Source organism: Corynebacterium sp. HS2168-gen11 (assembly GCF_024834075.1).
GTDB lineage: Bacteria > Actinomycetota > Actinomycetes > Mycobacteriales > Mycobacteriaceae > Corynebacterium.
This window is the reverse complement of sequence record NZ_JANUXR010000008.1, coordinates 117,132-132,203: the sequence shown is the minus strand read 5'-3', so window position 1 is coordinate 132,203 and position 15,072 is coordinate 117,132. Positions and strand designations below refer to the sequence as shown.

Below are 15,072 nucleotides of genomic sequence, written 5' to 3'. Positions count from 1 at the left end.
ATCACTGCTGTATTCCCGGCAACACAAACACAGTTGCTAGCTTTAAATGACTTACACTCGTCGTTGATACTAGGTTTGTAAATCCACCGAGTATTTCCGCTTCACCCCGCTAAAATGCGAAGAGCCAGTTTTACGTTTTGGCACAGTTCGTTATACTGGTTATCGACATGACCGGTTCCGCTGCCCACTTCGGTGGGAGTCCAGGGCCGGTCCTTGCTGTTCAGCAGAGGTAGTTTTCATTTTTCCAGTGGCGACACACCAGCCCTCAAATATTTTCAAACGCATAACTCGAGCACAAACTGTGGTAGCATCATAAGCGGTGAAGGTATTTTCATTCTTTTGATTCACACCCTAAGTAAGAATTACCTTCGCCGTTTTTTATGCCTTCCGCCCAAACGCGAAGAACCAGATTACAGCCCGTTCACATATCTTTGTATGAGCGGGATTTCTTGTATCGAGCAGGATGTGAAGCACGCCGACTGTGACAACTACAGGTCAGGGGTAGTGCTGCGCGTTATCGCAAACGCGTCAAATAAAATAGTGGAGCTGGCGACGGGAATCGAACCCGCGCCGCCTGCTTGGGAAGCAGGAGTTCTACCATTGAACTACGCCAGCATACGTGCCTACGCACAATTGGTGAGTATAGCAAAGAAATCCATAATCGTCGATCGTGGCCACATACGCGAACAATTACGTAATCCCTCCCAGCTATCCTGTCCTTCGCACGCCAACGTGAGCGAATAAATCGCGTTACGCTGGCACACCATCACGTCTTAGTAAGAAAGACCTAACCTTGCAATGGGATGTACGTAGTGGATACCGATGCTAAGGAGCGTCGTCAAGCTTCATTGGAAGAAAAGTCGTAGACCAGGACGTTTGTGTCTGTCTGTTCGTTGATCAATGGGTGCGGCATATTTTCGATGGTATGGCTAAACCTAAATCCAAGTTTTGTTTGCACGCGGTGGGACTGCTCGTTGCCGACGTAATGCGCGCTCCAAACCCTGCGCATGTGCAGCTGATCACGAGCATAGTCCAAAATGAGCTGCGAAGTGGCCACCGCGTAGCCCTTTCCCCAAAACGGCTTAGCGATCCAATAGCCAAGCGCGCATTCATCATCGGCGGTGGTATAGGGCGAGGCTGGGTGAAGCGTGAGACCAACCGAGCCAATTACATGGCCGACCTCGCGGGGAACAATTGCGAAGCAGTGGGGCTGTTGGAGCACATTTGTAATGATGTCACGAGAAGCTTGCAGGCTTTCGTGCACCGGCCAGCCCGCACGAGGGCCAATATCGGGATCTTTGGCGTACTCGAACAGGTACTCGGCGTCATCGTGGTGCCACTGACGTAACTGCAGGGTAGGGGATTCAAGCATTATGGGGTCTCAGTGTCTTGCTGAAGTTTTGTGTTGATTAACGTTAAAAGGGCGTTGGGATCTTTGTCGCAGGTTTCGAGTTCTTCGGAGGTAATAAAAACGCGGTCGCCGGCATCGGCAAGCAACACGATTGCAGGGGCCGTTGTGGTCGCCATGACTGCTGCGGTTCGCGCGTCCATTTCATTCAGGTGCACCGTTGAAATTGGGACATTACTGCAGGCAGCGGCTTGTTTCCAGGAGCGCTTGCCCAGTGGATTGTAGCCATGGGTGATATCGCACAAGGCACAATGTGTGGTGCCAGAGAGTTTCCCTTTGAGGTAAGCGAGTTCGCCATTCAGGCCGCCGTTTGCGTTGTAGACACCGACAAGTTTGAGATTCGTCATGGAAGTAGCTTTCTGTTGATTGAAAAGTGTTGGAAGTGCTGTGGAAAGCAGTGGTGCAAGGTGCGAAAACTCAAACGAGCACGGGCGATGTGCATTGACTGGGACTTTCAAGAGCGTGGTTTCTAGTATAGCGATTCTTAAGGGTGCTGGAGTGAGGTGGGCAGGCGGGAGCGGGGTGGGGCGTTGCGGTGGCGACGGTGTGGCGGCGGCGCTGTTGCAGCGCCGGGCTGCTGCGTGGCGACGGTGTGGCCGCCAGGCCTGAGCAACCCCAAGCCACTGCCACCCATATCACCAAACGCCGAGCAACCCAGAACCGCAAGATTGCCGCCACCTGAGCTGCCAGGCGTCGTCAAGCTTCTTAGCAGTCTTGGATAGCACCGAGCATGTAACACGACGAGCACGCAGTAGAGCTAATAAGGGTAGAGGGTTTCAAATCGCCATATGAATAGGGGTAGACTAGCAGCTATGTTTACCCCGGAGTATCTTGGCACCCCACTTTCGCCCTCGGCTACGCGCGTGATGATTTTCGGTGCTGGCGAATTAGGCAAGGAGCTGGCGATTGCGTTCCAGCGGCTTGGGGTGGAGGTACATGCGGTTGATCATTATGATCACGCTCCGGCGCAGCAGGTCGCGCATTTTTCTCACACGCTCGATTTGAACGACGCGGCGGCGATTCGACGCCTGGTCGATCAGGTGCGCCCGAACTTCATTGTTCCTGAAATTGAAGCCTTGGCCACCAGCGTCTTGGCGGATTTTGAACTTTCTGGCATGACAGTCGTCCCAACCGCGCGTGCTACTGAGCTGACCATGAACCGCGAAGAAATCCGTCAGCTTGCCGCCCACGATTTAGGCTTGCCGACCCCGCCTCATCAATTCGCAGGCACATACGAAGAATATATTTCGGCTGTGCACAGTATCGATTTTCCGTGTGTGGTCAAGCCAGTGATGAGTTCCTCTGGCCGTGGACAATTTGTATTGCACACAATCGATGACATTCCAGCCGCGTGGGAGCATTCGCAACGCTTCGCCGAGGAACAAGGCATACCAACGCGAGTGATCATCGAGCAGTTCATCAATTTCGACTACGAGGTCACCTTGCTTGCCGTGCGTTCGGTCGATCCCGCCACCGGCCAAGACGCCACCTGGTTCTGCGAACCAATCGGACACCGCCAGGAACACGGCAGGTACGTGGAAAGTTGGCAGCCAATGCCGATGTCGCAGACCGCGCTGGAAACGTCACGTTCAATCGCCGCCCGCATTACCGGCGCGCTCGGAGGCCGCGGCGTATTCGGCGTGGAGCTATTCGTTTCTGGTGACGATGTGTATTTCTCCGAGGTTTCGCCAAGCCCGCACGATACCGGCATGGTGACGTTATCCTCGCAGCGCCTGAACGAGTTCGAGCTGCATGCCCGCGCCATTTTAGGACTCCCGATCGACGTTACCCTGACCTCACCTGGCGCTTCCGCCGTCATTCGCGCGACCTCCGACCTCGACCACCCGCGCTACTCCGGTTTATCCCAGGCCATGCAGGTGCCCGAAACCGATGTCAAACTATTCGGCAAACCGAGCGCCTATGCTTCACGACGCATGGGGCTTTGCATCTCCACCGCAGACGATGTCGAGACTGCCCGCCTGCACGCCCAAACTGCGGCGGCGGCAATTCGGGTGGAATAAAAAGTTCAGATTCAGCGGCGTTGCTGCGCCAAGTGCCTGCCATGCTGGCGGGTGTAGTCAATGGTGATGCGTGGTTGCGTCGTCAAGCTTGCCTGTCTGTCACATAACAATAGGAAAGGCCTCGCATGCGTGCGTGCACATGCGAGGCCTTTCTCGAGCTTATTTAAGCCTGCTTGATTGCAGAGCCGTCGATCTCGATCTTGATTTCTTCGGAGATCAAGACGCCACCGGTGTTCAGTGGTGCGTTGAAATCAATGCCGAAGTCCTTGCGGTTGATGGTCGTGGTTGCCTCGACGCCGAGACGGGAGTTGCCCCATGGATCCTCAGCTGGGCCGGAGAACTCAACGTTGAGGGTTACTTCGCGGGTAATTCCCTTAATAGTGAGGTCGCCGGTGACAGTACCTTCATTATTCGCAATATTGAAGCTGGTTGCGGTGAAGCTCAGCTCTGGGAATTCAGCAACGTTGAAGAAATCCTCGCCCTTGACGTGTGCGTCGCGGTCTGCGTTACCGGTGGTGAAAGAATCGGCCTTAATAGCTGCAGTTGCGGTGCCAGCTTCGAGGTCGAAGGAAGCGTCGAACTCGGCGAACTTGCCGCGTACCTTGGTGATCATTGCGTGGCGTGCGACGAAACCAATGGTGGTGTGTGCTGCATCGAATACATAAGCGCTCATTGTGAGTCTCCTTTGTGGAAAATGTTTATTTAAAGATTTTGTTGTCGTTTCAACAATATTCAGCATAACAGATAGGTGACACGTCCACAAATTTCCTTAATAAGGAGGCCACTACCTCGAACGATAGTGGCCTTTTTCGTTACGCTTCTTGTGCAGTCACCGGCGGCAACGCGGACCACGGGAACACGATCCATTGGTCGGTATGCTTCCACACGAAATCTGGCTCAATTTCGGTGCGCGGCTTGGCATATACGCAGGCAGTTTGCACAATCGCGCCCTGATCTTCCAGCAGTCGAACCACCAAAGAAAGCGTGCGACCAGAATCTGCAACATCATCAACCACCAACAGACGCTTGCCCGCAAGAGCATTGACATCCAACAGCGGCTCTAAGAGCACTGGATCTGGCAGTGTTTCATTCACATCGGTATAAAACTCGACGTTAATCGCGTCGGAAAGCTTCACACCCAAGGCATAGGAAAGCGCGCCAGCAGCCACCAAGCCGCCGCGCGCAATGGCAATAATAATTTCTGGATTGAACTGGGAATCGGCAATAGTTTGCGCCAGCTCCCGCGAAGCCACGCCAAAGCCTTCCCAGGTCAGTACTTCTTTTTCAACAAGGTCTGAAGAATCTGCATGATAAGCCATACATCAACTTTAGCGCGTCGCACCAAAGAAACAAGGCGAGAATCACTGGTGTGATTTTTCTTTCACAATGATTCTCGCCTGCGTCGATTAGCTCGTCGCATCAAAGCGTGCGTGTGCGACCATCTCGTCCCACTCCACAATTTTCTTGCGCTCGCGGCCCTCGCCAGCACCCAACGCGCGCTCAGCCTCGTCCAAGCGATGCCAGCCATCCCACGTCGTATACGCAATTTGCTTGTCGACGAGGAACTGCGTCACAGCCTCATCTTCCGGCTGCGCCGGCGCCGCCAAGTTTCCAGCCTGATAGTCGTTTAGCAGCATCTCGATCGTCTCTTTAGCATCCGACTTCGTGTTGCCAATCAAGCCAACCGGGCCGCGCTTAATCCAACCGGTGGTGTACAAACCAGGCACCACACTGCCGGTTTCTGGATCGAGCACATGGCCACCATCATTCGGGATAACCGCCTTTGCCTCATCAAATGGCACATCGGTAATCGCATCAGAACGATAGCCGACTGCGCGGTACACCGCTTGTACTGGCCACGTGCGGAACTCGCCGGTGCCAACCACGCCACCATTGCCATCAAGGCGAGTGCGTTCGGTCTTTAAGCCCACAACCTTGCCATCTTCGCCAAGGATCTCAATTGGGGATTCGAAGAAGTGAATGAACAACTTATGCGGCGCACCTTGCGGATCACGCATTGCGTACTGCTCCAAGGTGTTGCACACCAGATCCTGCGACTTCGAATCACGACGTGCCTGCTCGGAAGTCGCATCATAATCAATATCCTCTGGATCCACGACAACTTCAATCGTAGGAGAGTGATCCAATTCCTTTAATTCAAGCGGGGTAAACTTCGCCTGCGCTGGGCCACGACGACCAAACACATGCACCTCAGTTGCCTGATTCTGCTTCAACGAGGCATACACATTATCTGGGATTTCGGTCACCAGCAGCTCGTCGCCAGTCTTGGCCAAAATACGAGCCACATCCAGGCCCACGTTACCCACGCCAATCACAGCAACCTGACGAGCCGACAAATCCCACGAACGCTCAAACTCCGGATTACCATCGTAGAAGCCCACGAACTCAGCCGCGCCATGCGAACCCTCCAGGTCCTGGCCAGGAATGTCCAGATCGCGGTCTGCGACAGCGCCAGTGGAAAACACCACTGCGTCGTAAAAGCTTTGCAATTCGGCAACGCTGACCGTCTTGCCGACATCAACATTGCCCAAGAAACGCACATTCGGCTTGCTTAATACCGCATGCAAAGAATTCACAATTCCCTTAATACGGGGATGGTCAGGTGCCACACCGTAACGAATCAAACCAAACGGCGCCGGCATGCGCTCAAATAAGTCAATCGAAACCTCTTGACCAGATTTCATCAGCAAATCAGAAGCATAAATGCCAGCAGGGCCAGCGCCAACAATGGCAACACGCAATGGGCGAGAAGAAGTCATGAAGCAATCACATTCCTTTCCCTAATAACTTCGATGAGTCAGGGATCGATCCGTCAAGCAGGCTCAGGGTGGGAGACTGCGGGTGCATTTTCTTAAATCATGACTACCTTACCCCTATTAAGGAAAATTTGGCGATAAACGTGACCTACCAGTAGCGCAAACAGCGGCATGCGAATACGAACACATCTGCGCTAAACTTGAGTTTCGATTCACAGGTATGCCTTACTGGTATGCCGCTCACAACGAAAATGAAGGGACTTTTGAAGGTGACCCAGCTCAACCGCTCCGTCCTCATAACTACAATTGGCTGCGCATTTGATCCTGCGCAGGCTGAAGCGCTCGCCACGGCACTTGGTGTTTCCACGCGGCCGTTGGCAGGCGAGGAGGCGTCGATAAGCTCTGTGCTGGCAAATGCTGCCACAGAACCAGTTGCCTATCTTGGCACCGGTAACTACGACTTTGATGTGCGTTGCGCGGCGGCGTTGGGCGTTGCGCTGATCGTGATTGCTCCTGCCGATGATCTCGCGCTGAAGCTCGGGCGCAAGCAGGCGCAGGAACTTGGCGCGGTCGTTGGTGCCGTTGTGCTGCCAGGTGCCGATATTGCAGCCGTGGCACAGCAGGCGGCTGCGGCTGAGGCTGAAGTTGTGATGACTGCGGAGGTCTTCGAGCACTGGCTGCTGGAGAAGGCGAAGCAAAATCGCGCGCATATTGTGCTGCCAGAAGGCGACGATGACCGCATTTTGCTGGCCGCCGATCAGTTGCTTGCCCAGGGCATTTGCGAGCTGACGATTCTTGGCGACCCAGCTGCCATTCAGCAGCGCGCCACCGAGCTGGGCCTCGACCTGTCGCAGGCACACCTCTCCGATCCGCTCAGCGACCCACGCGCCGAGGAATTCGCCGCCGACTTCTACGAGCTGCGCAAGCATAAGGGCATGACCGAAGACAAAGCCCGCGAAACCATGAAGGACATCTCGTATTACGCAACGATGATGATCCATAAGGGGCTTGCCGACGGCATGGTCTCCGGCGCCGCGCACACCACGGCACATACCATTAAGCCTTCATTCCAGATTATTAAGACCCAGCCAGGTGCCTCCGTGGTGTCCTCCATCTTCTTGATGGTGATGCGCGGCCGTCTCTGGGCCTTTGGTGACTGCGCTGTGAATCCAAACCCAACCGCTGAACAACTCGGCGAAATCGCCATCGTGTCCGCGCGTACCGCAGCGCAATTCGGCATCGAACCACGCGTTGCAATGCTGTCCTATTCCACCGGTGCATCCGGTACCGGCCCAGACGTCGACCGTGCGGTTGCCGCCGTGGCACACGCACACAGCATTGATAGCAGCGTTGCCGTCGATGGCCCACTGCAATTCGACGCAGCCGTGGACCCAGGCGTTGCTGAAAAGAAGATGCCAGAATCCCCAGTGGCTGGTAACGCAAACGTCTTTATCTTCCCAGACCTAGAAGCTGGCAACATCGGCTACAAGACCGCCCAGCGCACCGGCCACGCCCTTGCCGTTGGCCCAATCCTCCAAGGCCTTAATAAGCCAGTTAATGACCTCTCGCGTGGCGCGACCGTTGCCGATATCGTCAACACCGTCGCAATCACCGCAATCCAAGCCTCAGGCATGAAAGAACAATAAATAATGGCCCTCGTACTCGTCCTTAATTCCGGCTCCTCCTCCATCAAGTTCCAGCTTGTCGACCCTGACCAGCACGCAACCGACGAACCATTCGCATCCGGCCTCGTCGAACAAATCGGAGAACCAGTCGGCCGCGTCACCTTAAAGCACAAAGGTGAAAAATACACCCTTGAAGACGCCATCCCAGACCACAAAGCTGGCCTCGACCACGCCTTCAAGCTTATGGACGCCCACGGCTGCGGACCAACCTCCGTAGACCTCCTGGCAGTCGGCCACCGCGTCGTCCACGGCGGCACCTTGTTCTCCCACCCAGAAATCGTCACCGATGAGATTCTGGACATGATCCGCGACCTTATCCCACTGGCACCACTGCACAACCCAGCCAACGTCGACGGCATCGTCGTCGCACGCCAACTGCTGCCAGACCTGCCACACGTAGCCGTGTTCGACACCGGCTTCTTCAACGGTATGCCGCCAGCAGCAGCGCTCTACGCAGTCCACGCGCCGACCGCTATTGAGCACGGGGTGCGCCGGTATGGGTTCCATGGGACGAGCCATGAGTATGTGTCGCAGAAGGTCGCCACCCTATTAGGGAAACCAGCCGATGAAGTGAACCAAATTACGCTGCATTTGGGCAACGGCGCATCATGCGCAGCCGTGCGCGGCGGCCACCCAATCGACACCTCCATGGGCATGACCCCGCTGGCAGGCCTGGTCATGGGCACCCGCTCCGGCGACGTCGACCCAGGCATCGTCTTCCACCTGCACCGCACCGCCGGCATGAGCATCGACGAGATCGACAATCTCCTTAATAAGCAGTCCGGCGTCAAAGGCATTTCCGGCGTTAACGACTTCCGCGAACTGCGCACCATGATCGACGACAACAACCAAGACGCATGGTTGGCCTACAACATCTACATCCACCAACTGCGCCGCTACATCGGTAGCTACATGATCGCATTAGGGCGTGTCGACGCGATCACCTTCACCGCCGGCGTGGGTGAAAACGACCAATTCGTGCGTGCCGACGCTCTCGATAACCTCGAGATGTATGGCATTAAGATCGACCCAGAACGCAACGCCGTTCGCAGCGATCAGCCACGCTTGATCTCCACCGACGACTCGACCATTCAGGTTTGGGTCGTGCCGACGAACGAAGAACTGGCGATCGCGCGCTACGCGAAGCAACTCGCCTATTAAGGAAAATTCCTATAATGGCCGTTCCCTAATAGGGGCGGCCATTTTTTCGCTTCGCGCACAGACTCCCACACCTATTAGACTGCCCAAACGCCATTTTGGTTCCTTGATATTTCTCACATCAAGTTCAGTTGAAGCGACCTTAGAATCCTGTTTTGATGAGTGCATGGATATCATTCGTCGGCACGCACAATTAGCACCTGAAGGCGCAGAGCTGATTGCTGCATTAAAAGATTCGGGCCTCACCCGCACCGAGATCGCCGATGTTTTGGATATTTCGGCACAGCGAGCTTCAATGCTCAGCGCCATTGGGGAAGCCCTGACGGCGCAGGATTTGAAGTTGGCTGCGGACCTGAAGTACAGCGTCGATAGGCTGCATGAGATTTCTGGCATTAACAAACGGCTCAAGAACCCCGACGTCGACGTGGCGAAACTGCGCACCGACCTGATTCGCGACTGCGCGCAGATGAAGCATCGTGATTTGCGGGCGTATGTGCGGGAGTTGCTGCAGGAGCTCAACGACGGCTACATCCCTATTAGGGCGTGGTATCTGCGATACTCGGCGGTGGCGGACAACGATGGCATGAAATACCTCATCGCCAAGATGCCTGCTGAGCACGTCGATCGGCTGTGGACCACGCTCACGCCGCAAGCGCGGGCCCTGGCCGGCAGCGGGCAAGCCGTGAGCGAGGCAGAAGGACACGCCAAGGCGCTGTTTGCGCGGGTTGTCGAGGGGCATGCCGGTACTTACGAGCACGTCGAGGCGGGCGAGAATCCGGCGAACCCGAAGGATTTGCGGCATCGGCCGTGCTTCCTCATCCCTATTAAGGACACGCATTTCTTAGAAAACGGCGAAATCGCTAATAGCGACGGTGCGATCATCGACATGCGCGAGCTTGTCGACGCCACTGTCCACGAATATGGATATGCCGTAACTTGCTACAACGACAAAGATGGTGTCCCTCGGCCGCAACAAGCATTTGAAATTAAACGCCTTGCTGATGCCGACGATCGCTTCCTGACCATCATCAGCCACCTCATTTGCCAGCACGCTGATTGCGATGTTCCAGCCGTGCGTTGCGAAATACACCATATTCAGGCTTTCGCTCGTGGCGGCAGCACAACATTAGAGAATCTTTGTCCGTTGTGTAGGCAGCACAATCTGGAAAACGATGACGATCCGGATCGGCCGAAACATGGCCGCGTTATTAAGGACCGGACTACCGGTTTAACCTGGTACAAAGACTACAAGGGCAGAATACGAAGAAATCAGGCAAAGATTCAAGAATATAACGGGCTTGCGGCTGCGAGCAGAATGCTCTCGTCATAAAAATTTCGCTCTCCAAGGATGGAACAAAACCTTGGAGAGCGAAGCATGCCGTTATTAGAACCAGGTTTTCGGCCGCACCTTATTAGCGGTATCGACAAGCGTGTAACGGTGGCGCGCAGTCGGTGAACTTCGGGCCTGTAACCGTAACTTTTTCGCTAATCCAGTGCGGAGACCTTTTTGGGTAAATTCGTATTCGAAGATTTCTTGATTATTAGCGGATGCTTGTAGATCATTGCTGCGTAGCCATTCCAACGCCTTATTAAGAATGGCAATTTCTAGTTGCAAAAAGCGTGGCTCATTCGTCGGAATTTCTTCCAGACGCCTTGCCGCGCGACGGATGTTTTCTTCTGTCGGGGTGCCTGAAATCAGGTACAAAATCGTCGTCAAGCGTGCCATTCGATGATGCATCGAAGCTGCTGGAACCTTATCAAGTGCCTCAATAGCAAGTTCGAGTTGATGCTCTGCCATGAGCTGCCGTGCTAAGCCGAACGCCGAGCTCACCGTAGTTGGGTTCGTTGCCCACACCAATGCGTAGAGATAAATCGCTTTATAGCGTAGCGCGACTGGATCTTGCGTAAGTTTATTCCACACGCCAGCCATGTCATTGACAATATCGCCTTTCAGCGTTGCTGCTTCAAGCACGACTTCCGGTGAAAGCACCGAGGTATTCGCAAGGCCTTGTTTCTGCAGCAGCAGTTCGCTAATAGCAGCGCGCGCCAGCTTTGGCGCTGATTCTCCTGGCAGAATCGTGAAAACCTCATTAAAGGACGACTGAGCTTGTTCGTAATTCTCTAATAGGAGGTAAGTAATGCCCTCGTACCACTGAAATCGCCAGTCATCGCCCAATGTCGGCTGAATATTGCGCAACCAATTCGCCGACTCGCGAGTAAACCCTAGATCAAGCAAACTCCGCACGATGCCTAATGGAAGCTCTTTTGAATGCACAAACTCATCAAGCTTGTAGGCATCACGCAAGGTTTGCAAAGTTTCAGAAGGCTCAGTGTAGCTCGAACCGGCGATCATTGAGGCGCCAGGATCGGAACGGTCTAGCAACGGGATATGCAAAGCCGCCACAACTTCCGCCGGAGTAATGGACGCATCTCTCTTAATACCGTCGACAATCTGATCGGTTCGAAACACCACATGCTTAGTGCCGAATGTTGAACGCTGCGGCGAGAACAAGGAATGTTGTGCCGGGTACTGTCGTCCTTCATGAATTGCGAGATATTCGCGCAAGACGCCGTAAAGCTGCGTTTCAATTTCCCTAATACTGGAGAAGCGTTTCTTCGGATCCGGATCCGTCGCCCGCTTCAACAATCGATAAAAGCTCAAATAGTGCGCAAATGTCGGCTCGGTACTTGGATCTGGCAATTCGGGCAGATACACCCCGTTTTTGTGCGGCAGTTGGATTGTCAGTGCGGCGAGCGTTCGCCCAATAGTGTAGATGTCGCTGGCGATGCTTGGCCCTTCGGTTGCCACCTCTGGCGCTTGAAAGCCTTTGGTGCCAAAAATGTACCCAAAAGCCTTAATACCGGAAACCGCCCCAAGGTCGATCAGCTTCACCTGATCCTCCGTGACAATAATATTGTCCGGCTTCAGGTCGTTGTACACCACACCGCGCGCGTGCAGGTATTCCAGCGCGGGTAGGACTTCCAGGATGTATCCAATGGCAATGTCTATTGGGAAAATCCCGCCTGGTTGCGCCTTACTGCGCTCCCGCAGCGACGGCCCCGGCGCGTATTCCATGACGATCAGACCACCCTCCACGCGCGGATCGTCGATAAAGTTGTACGCCTTCACGATCACAGGGTGCGTAATATCCGCCAAAAACTCCCGCTCTGATACCGCTGCCGCGTAGTCTCGCGGATTATCTTTCGCCATTAACCCCTTGACGACGACGACCCTGCCAGAAATATTTCGGTCTTCCGCCAAATAAATCCATCCCAGACCGCCTTTGGCAATCGTGCCGAGGATTTCATACTGCTCGGCAAGCAAATCGCCCGGTTGCAGCGGCGGCTGCTCCTGAGGCGGCACACCTTCCATATTCAGAAACTCAGTTTCCTTAATAGGGATGAAGGGGAGGTGTACCATCCCGTTCGCCACAGCTCGATCCCCGCGTGTTGTCGCACGTCGTTGGCGGAATGTCGTAAGCGCTTCATGCCGTGATGCAGCTGATGGATCCTGTTGCGGCAGGGGCAATTTCCCTAATAGGGGAAAGTCGTCTTCATCATCCTCCGCGAACGGATCAAACGGCACCGCGCTCGTGCTTTCCTGATAATCGTCAAACGGGTTGTACGGCACCGCGCTGGTGCTTTCTTGATGGTCGTTAGTTGTCATGGTGCTGTTCTGGCTGGTAGTTGAGTGCTGGTGGTTGTTGGGTTGGGAGGTATTTCCCGAGCCACGTGTTGTAGTGTTGCTGCCAGGTGCCGTCGCGGTAGATACGTTCGAGAGTGGAATTGATTTGTCGGATGAGTCCGTCGGTGGGTCGGCGAGGCGTAGATTTGGCGATGGCGATGCCGTAGAGCTCCTTGTTGAGCGACTCGGGCAGAATAGTGGTTTGGGGGTCTTGGGCGGCCATGCCAGAGAGAATGGTGTCATCGGTGATAATGGCATCAGCTTGGTTTTGCTGCAGCGCGATGAGGCAATCCGCCGAAGATTTCACGATCAGCAGGTCCGAATTTTCCGTCTGATTGCGCGCGATCGCGGCCCCCGTCGAACGGTCGGTCACGCAGATGGTTCGGTGCGCCAGTTCGGCCAATCCGTGAATATTTGCGCTCTTTTCGACGAGAATACGGGTATTTCCTGTGAAATATGGAGTTGAGAAGGCTACTTGGCCTTGTCGTTCTGGGGTAATAGAAATCGTGCGCATCGCGATATCGATGGTGCCGTCGTCAAGCGCTTGGATCCAGTTTGTAGAGTCAACGTAGCGGAATTCGATGCGGTCCGGGGTGCCGAAAATGTCGCGGGCGATCTCTTTGGCGAGGTCGACTTCGAAGCCGCGGAGTTCGCCGGTGGCGGGGTCGCGGAAGCTGAGGAGGTTTTGCGATTGGTCGACGCCGACGATCAGCCGGCTGCGCGAAAAAATGTGCGGGATGCGATCGGATGGGAGCTGATTATTAGGGCGCAAACTCCCTAATAGGGGAGAATCGGAAAGCTGCTGCTCACGCACATTCTCCGCCTTCTCTACTTCCGCCCCAAGCGGCGTCGGGGTGTAGATCGTCGGCGGTGCGATGGCGGCGGGGATCGGCTCGGCGCTGCACGCTGTCAGCGCGAGGGTGCAGGCGCAGATGCAGGTGGTGAGGATTCGCTGATTCATTAGAGGTATTCCTGCAGTCGTGGTCGGATGCCGATCCAGTAGCTGAGGGTCGCCAAGATGCTGAGGATAAACAGCAGCGGGGCGGTGGTGGAGCTGGTGGTGTCGTCGGCAAGGCGGTTGCGCATGGTTTCGCGGGTGTGGTCGATGAGGGTGGCTAAGGCGTCGTCAAGGAGCTCGTAGTTGTTGGTGCCGGCGGTGGTGAGCACGATGGTTTGCGCGTGCTCGTAGTCGCCATTGGTGAGCGTTTCGACGAGGGCATTGTGGGTGCGTTCCCATCCAAGCAGTGCTGCCTGCGCGGGCTCGGATTCATTAGGAAATTCTTTCAAAGTTTCCCTAATAAGGGTGGTGGTGTTTTGGTACGTATTATTCGTCTGTATCAATGATTGCCTCCACACGAGCGCCAGCATTTCGGTGGTGCGCGCTTGTTGCGCGGCGATGCGCGCGTCGATGAGGTGCTCGAGGGGTGCGGCGGTTTGCGTGTAGGTATCTTCTGTGGCTTTCCACGCCAGCAAGGTGGTGGTGCTAATCCAGCAGGTGGTCAGCAGCATGATGAGAAAGCCCGCGCCGATGCCCTTATTAAGGCGTCGGTTGGTGGTGTGCGCGAGCCAGATTTGGGCGGCGATTAGGACCAAAAGCGTGCCGATGAGTCCAGCTAGCGGCTGCCATGGCGGAGTCGCTAGCTGCAGCTGTTGCTTATCGACCTTCAGATTCGTGAGCTTGTACAACTCATCCGCAGCCGGCAGCATCTGCTCGCGCATAAGACTAGACGCTTCAGACATATACGCCACCGCCACAGGATTTTGTTGCCGATTGTTGGCCCAAGCGGTTTCGACAAGTCCGGTGTAGATGGGCAGTTGCTGGTTGATTTGCGTAATCAGCTGCATCTCGCGACTATGCGGATCAGAAATTCCCGCCGCAGTATTCGCCAAGGCCCAGGCCGCGTGCTGGTAGGCGGTGGCGTAATCAGTGCGATTATTGTCTGTGTGTGCACCGGCGAGCACGAAACCGGAGCTTGCCGCTGTATCGGCATAGCTTAGCGACGAGTACAGGTTCTGCGCCATGTAGCTCATAGGTTCCGTGGTGGAGAGCAGGGTTTGGGAATCGAGGCGGCGTTGGTTGGTGATATGGCTCATATTGATGCCGCTTATTAAGGTGCACAGGCTGATGATGGCGACCATTGCGGTCATTTTGCCTGGTGTCGTTAAGAGGAACTGCCAAAAGCGCCGGGCCCACTGCTTGGGGTAGGTGATGTAGCCATGCCAGAATTCACGCCATTTGGAGCGCTGCTTGGCTTGATGATCGAGCCATTTGTCCAAGATGCTATCGGACAGGATAGTAGGGTGAGTCATGGTGATTGGTTACATTTCTACTGGTTTC

General features: G+C 55.0%; 12 protein-coding genes and 1 tRNA gene. 4 read left to right on the top strand and 9 right to left on the bottom strand.

Going from position 1 to position 15,072, the window contains the following annotated elements; genetic code table 11:
* Positions 1–541: 541 nt before the first annotated feature.
* From NXS99_RS07305 to NXS99_RS07295, 3 genes are all read right to left on the bottom strand, one after another.
* Positions 542–615 (bottom strand) — tRNA-Gly (locus NXS99_RS07305).
* Between the two features lie 223 nt (positions 616–838).
* Complete coding sequence (locus tag NXS99_RS07300; protein ID WP_259288007.1) at positions 839–1,372, bottom strand: GNAT family N-acetyltransferase; 534 nt, start codon at positions 1,370–1,372, stop codon at positions 839–841.
* Positions 1,372–1,755 carry a hypothetical protein gene (locus NXS99_RS07295; RefSeq protein WP_259288006.1) on the bottom strand — a complete coding sequence of 128 codons (384 nt, stop codon included), beginning with the start codon at positions 1,753–1,755 and terminating at the stop codon, positions 1,372–1,374. Before NXS99_RS07295 ends, NXS99_RS07300 begins: the two co-directional genes overlap by 1 nt.
* A 465-nt stretch (positions 1,756–2,220) precedes the next feature.
* Here NXS99_RS07295 and purT point away from each other — a divergent pair, with 465 nt between their 5' ends.
* Positions 2,221–3,429 (top strand): formate-dependent phosphoribosylglycinamide formyltransferase, encoded by a 1,209-nt coding sequence (gene purT, locus NXS99_RS07290; RefSeq protein WP_259288005.1) that lies wholly within the window; start codon positions 2,221–2,223, stop codon positions 3,427–3,429.
* A 163-nt stretch (positions 3,430–3,592) separates the two neighbouring features.
* Here the strand turns inward: purT and NXS99_RS07285 are convergent, their stop codons facing one another.
* From NXS99_RS07285 to NXS99_RS07275, 3 genes are all read right to left on the bottom strand, one after another.
* A complete protein-coding gene (locus NXS99_RS07285; RefSeq protein ID WP_259288004.1) occupies positions 3,593–4,102 on the bottom strand; it encodes a YceI family protein in 510 nt (169 codons plus the stop codon).
* 139 nt (positions 4,103–4,241) lie between these two features.
* Positions 4,242–4,748, bottom strand: a complete 507-nt coding sequence (locus NXS99_RS07280) for a phosphoribosyltransferase (protein ID WP_259288003.1) — start codon at positions 4,746–4,748, stop codon at positions 4,242–4,244.
* 87 nt (positions 4,749–4,835) lie between these two features.
* Positions 4,836–6,209 carry an FAD-dependent oxidoreductase gene (locus tag NXS99_RS07275; RefSeq protein ID WP_259288002.1) on the bottom strand — a complete coding sequence of 458 codons (1,374 nt, stop codon included), beginning with the start codon at positions 6,207–6,209 and terminating at the stop codon, positions 4,836–4,838.
* Positions 6,210–6,475: 266 nt separating this feature from the next.
* Here NXS99_RS07275 and pta point away from each other — a divergent pair, with 266 nt between their 5' ends.
* From pta to NXS99_RS07260, 3 genes are all read left to right on the top strand, one after another.
* Positions 6,476–7,852: a phosphate acetyltransferase gene (gene pta / locus NXS99_RS07270; protein WP_259288001.1), complete on the top strand. Its 1,377-nt coding sequence runs from the start codon at positions 6,476–6,478 to the stop codon at positions 7,850–7,852.
* A 3-nt stretch (positions 7,853–7,855) separates the two neighbouring features.
* A complete protein-coding gene (locus tag NXS99_RS07265) occupies positions 7,856–9,052 on the top strand; it encodes an acetate kinase (RefSeq protein ID WP_259288000.1) in 1,197 nt (398 codons plus the stop codon).
* 163 nt (positions 9,053–9,215) lie between these two features.
* On the top strand, positions 9,216–10,379 hold the full coding sequence (locus NXS99_RS07260; RefSeq protein WP_259287999.1) for an HNH endonuclease: 1,164 nt from the start codon (positions 9,216–9,218) through the stop codon (positions 10,377–10,379).
* A gap of 54 nt (positions 10,380–10,433) precedes the next feature.
* Here the strand turns inward: NXS99_RS07260 and NXS99_RS07255 are convergent, their stop codons facing one another.
* From NXS99_RS07255 to NXS99_RS07245, 3 genes are read right to left on the bottom strand one after another with little or no spacing between them, the layout of a single operon-like run.
* Positions 10,434–12,716, bottom strand: coding sequence for a serine/threonine protein kinase (locus NXS99_RS07255; protein ID WP_259287998.1), 2,283 nt, complete (start codon positions 12,714–12,716; stop codon positions 10,434–10,436).
* On the bottom strand, positions 12,706–13,695 hold the full coding sequence (locus tag NXS99_RS07250; protein WP_259287997.1) for a glutamate ABC transporter substrate-binding protein: 990 nt from the start codon (positions 13,693–13,695) through the stop codon (positions 12,706–12,708). Before NXS99_RS07250 ends, NXS99_RS07255 begins: the two co-directional genes overlap by 11 nt.
* The gene (locus tag NXS99_RS07245; protein WP_259287996.1) at positions 13,695–15,044 is read right to left on the bottom strand and encodes a phenol hydroxylase; all 1,350 of its coding nucleotides are present in this window, start codon (positions 15,042–15,044) and stop codon (positions 13,695–13,697) included. The genes NXS99_RS07250 and NXS99_RS07245 overlap by 1 nt, the downstream gene beginning before the upstream one ends.
* Between the last annotated feature and the right edge of the window lie 28 nt (positions 15,045–15,072).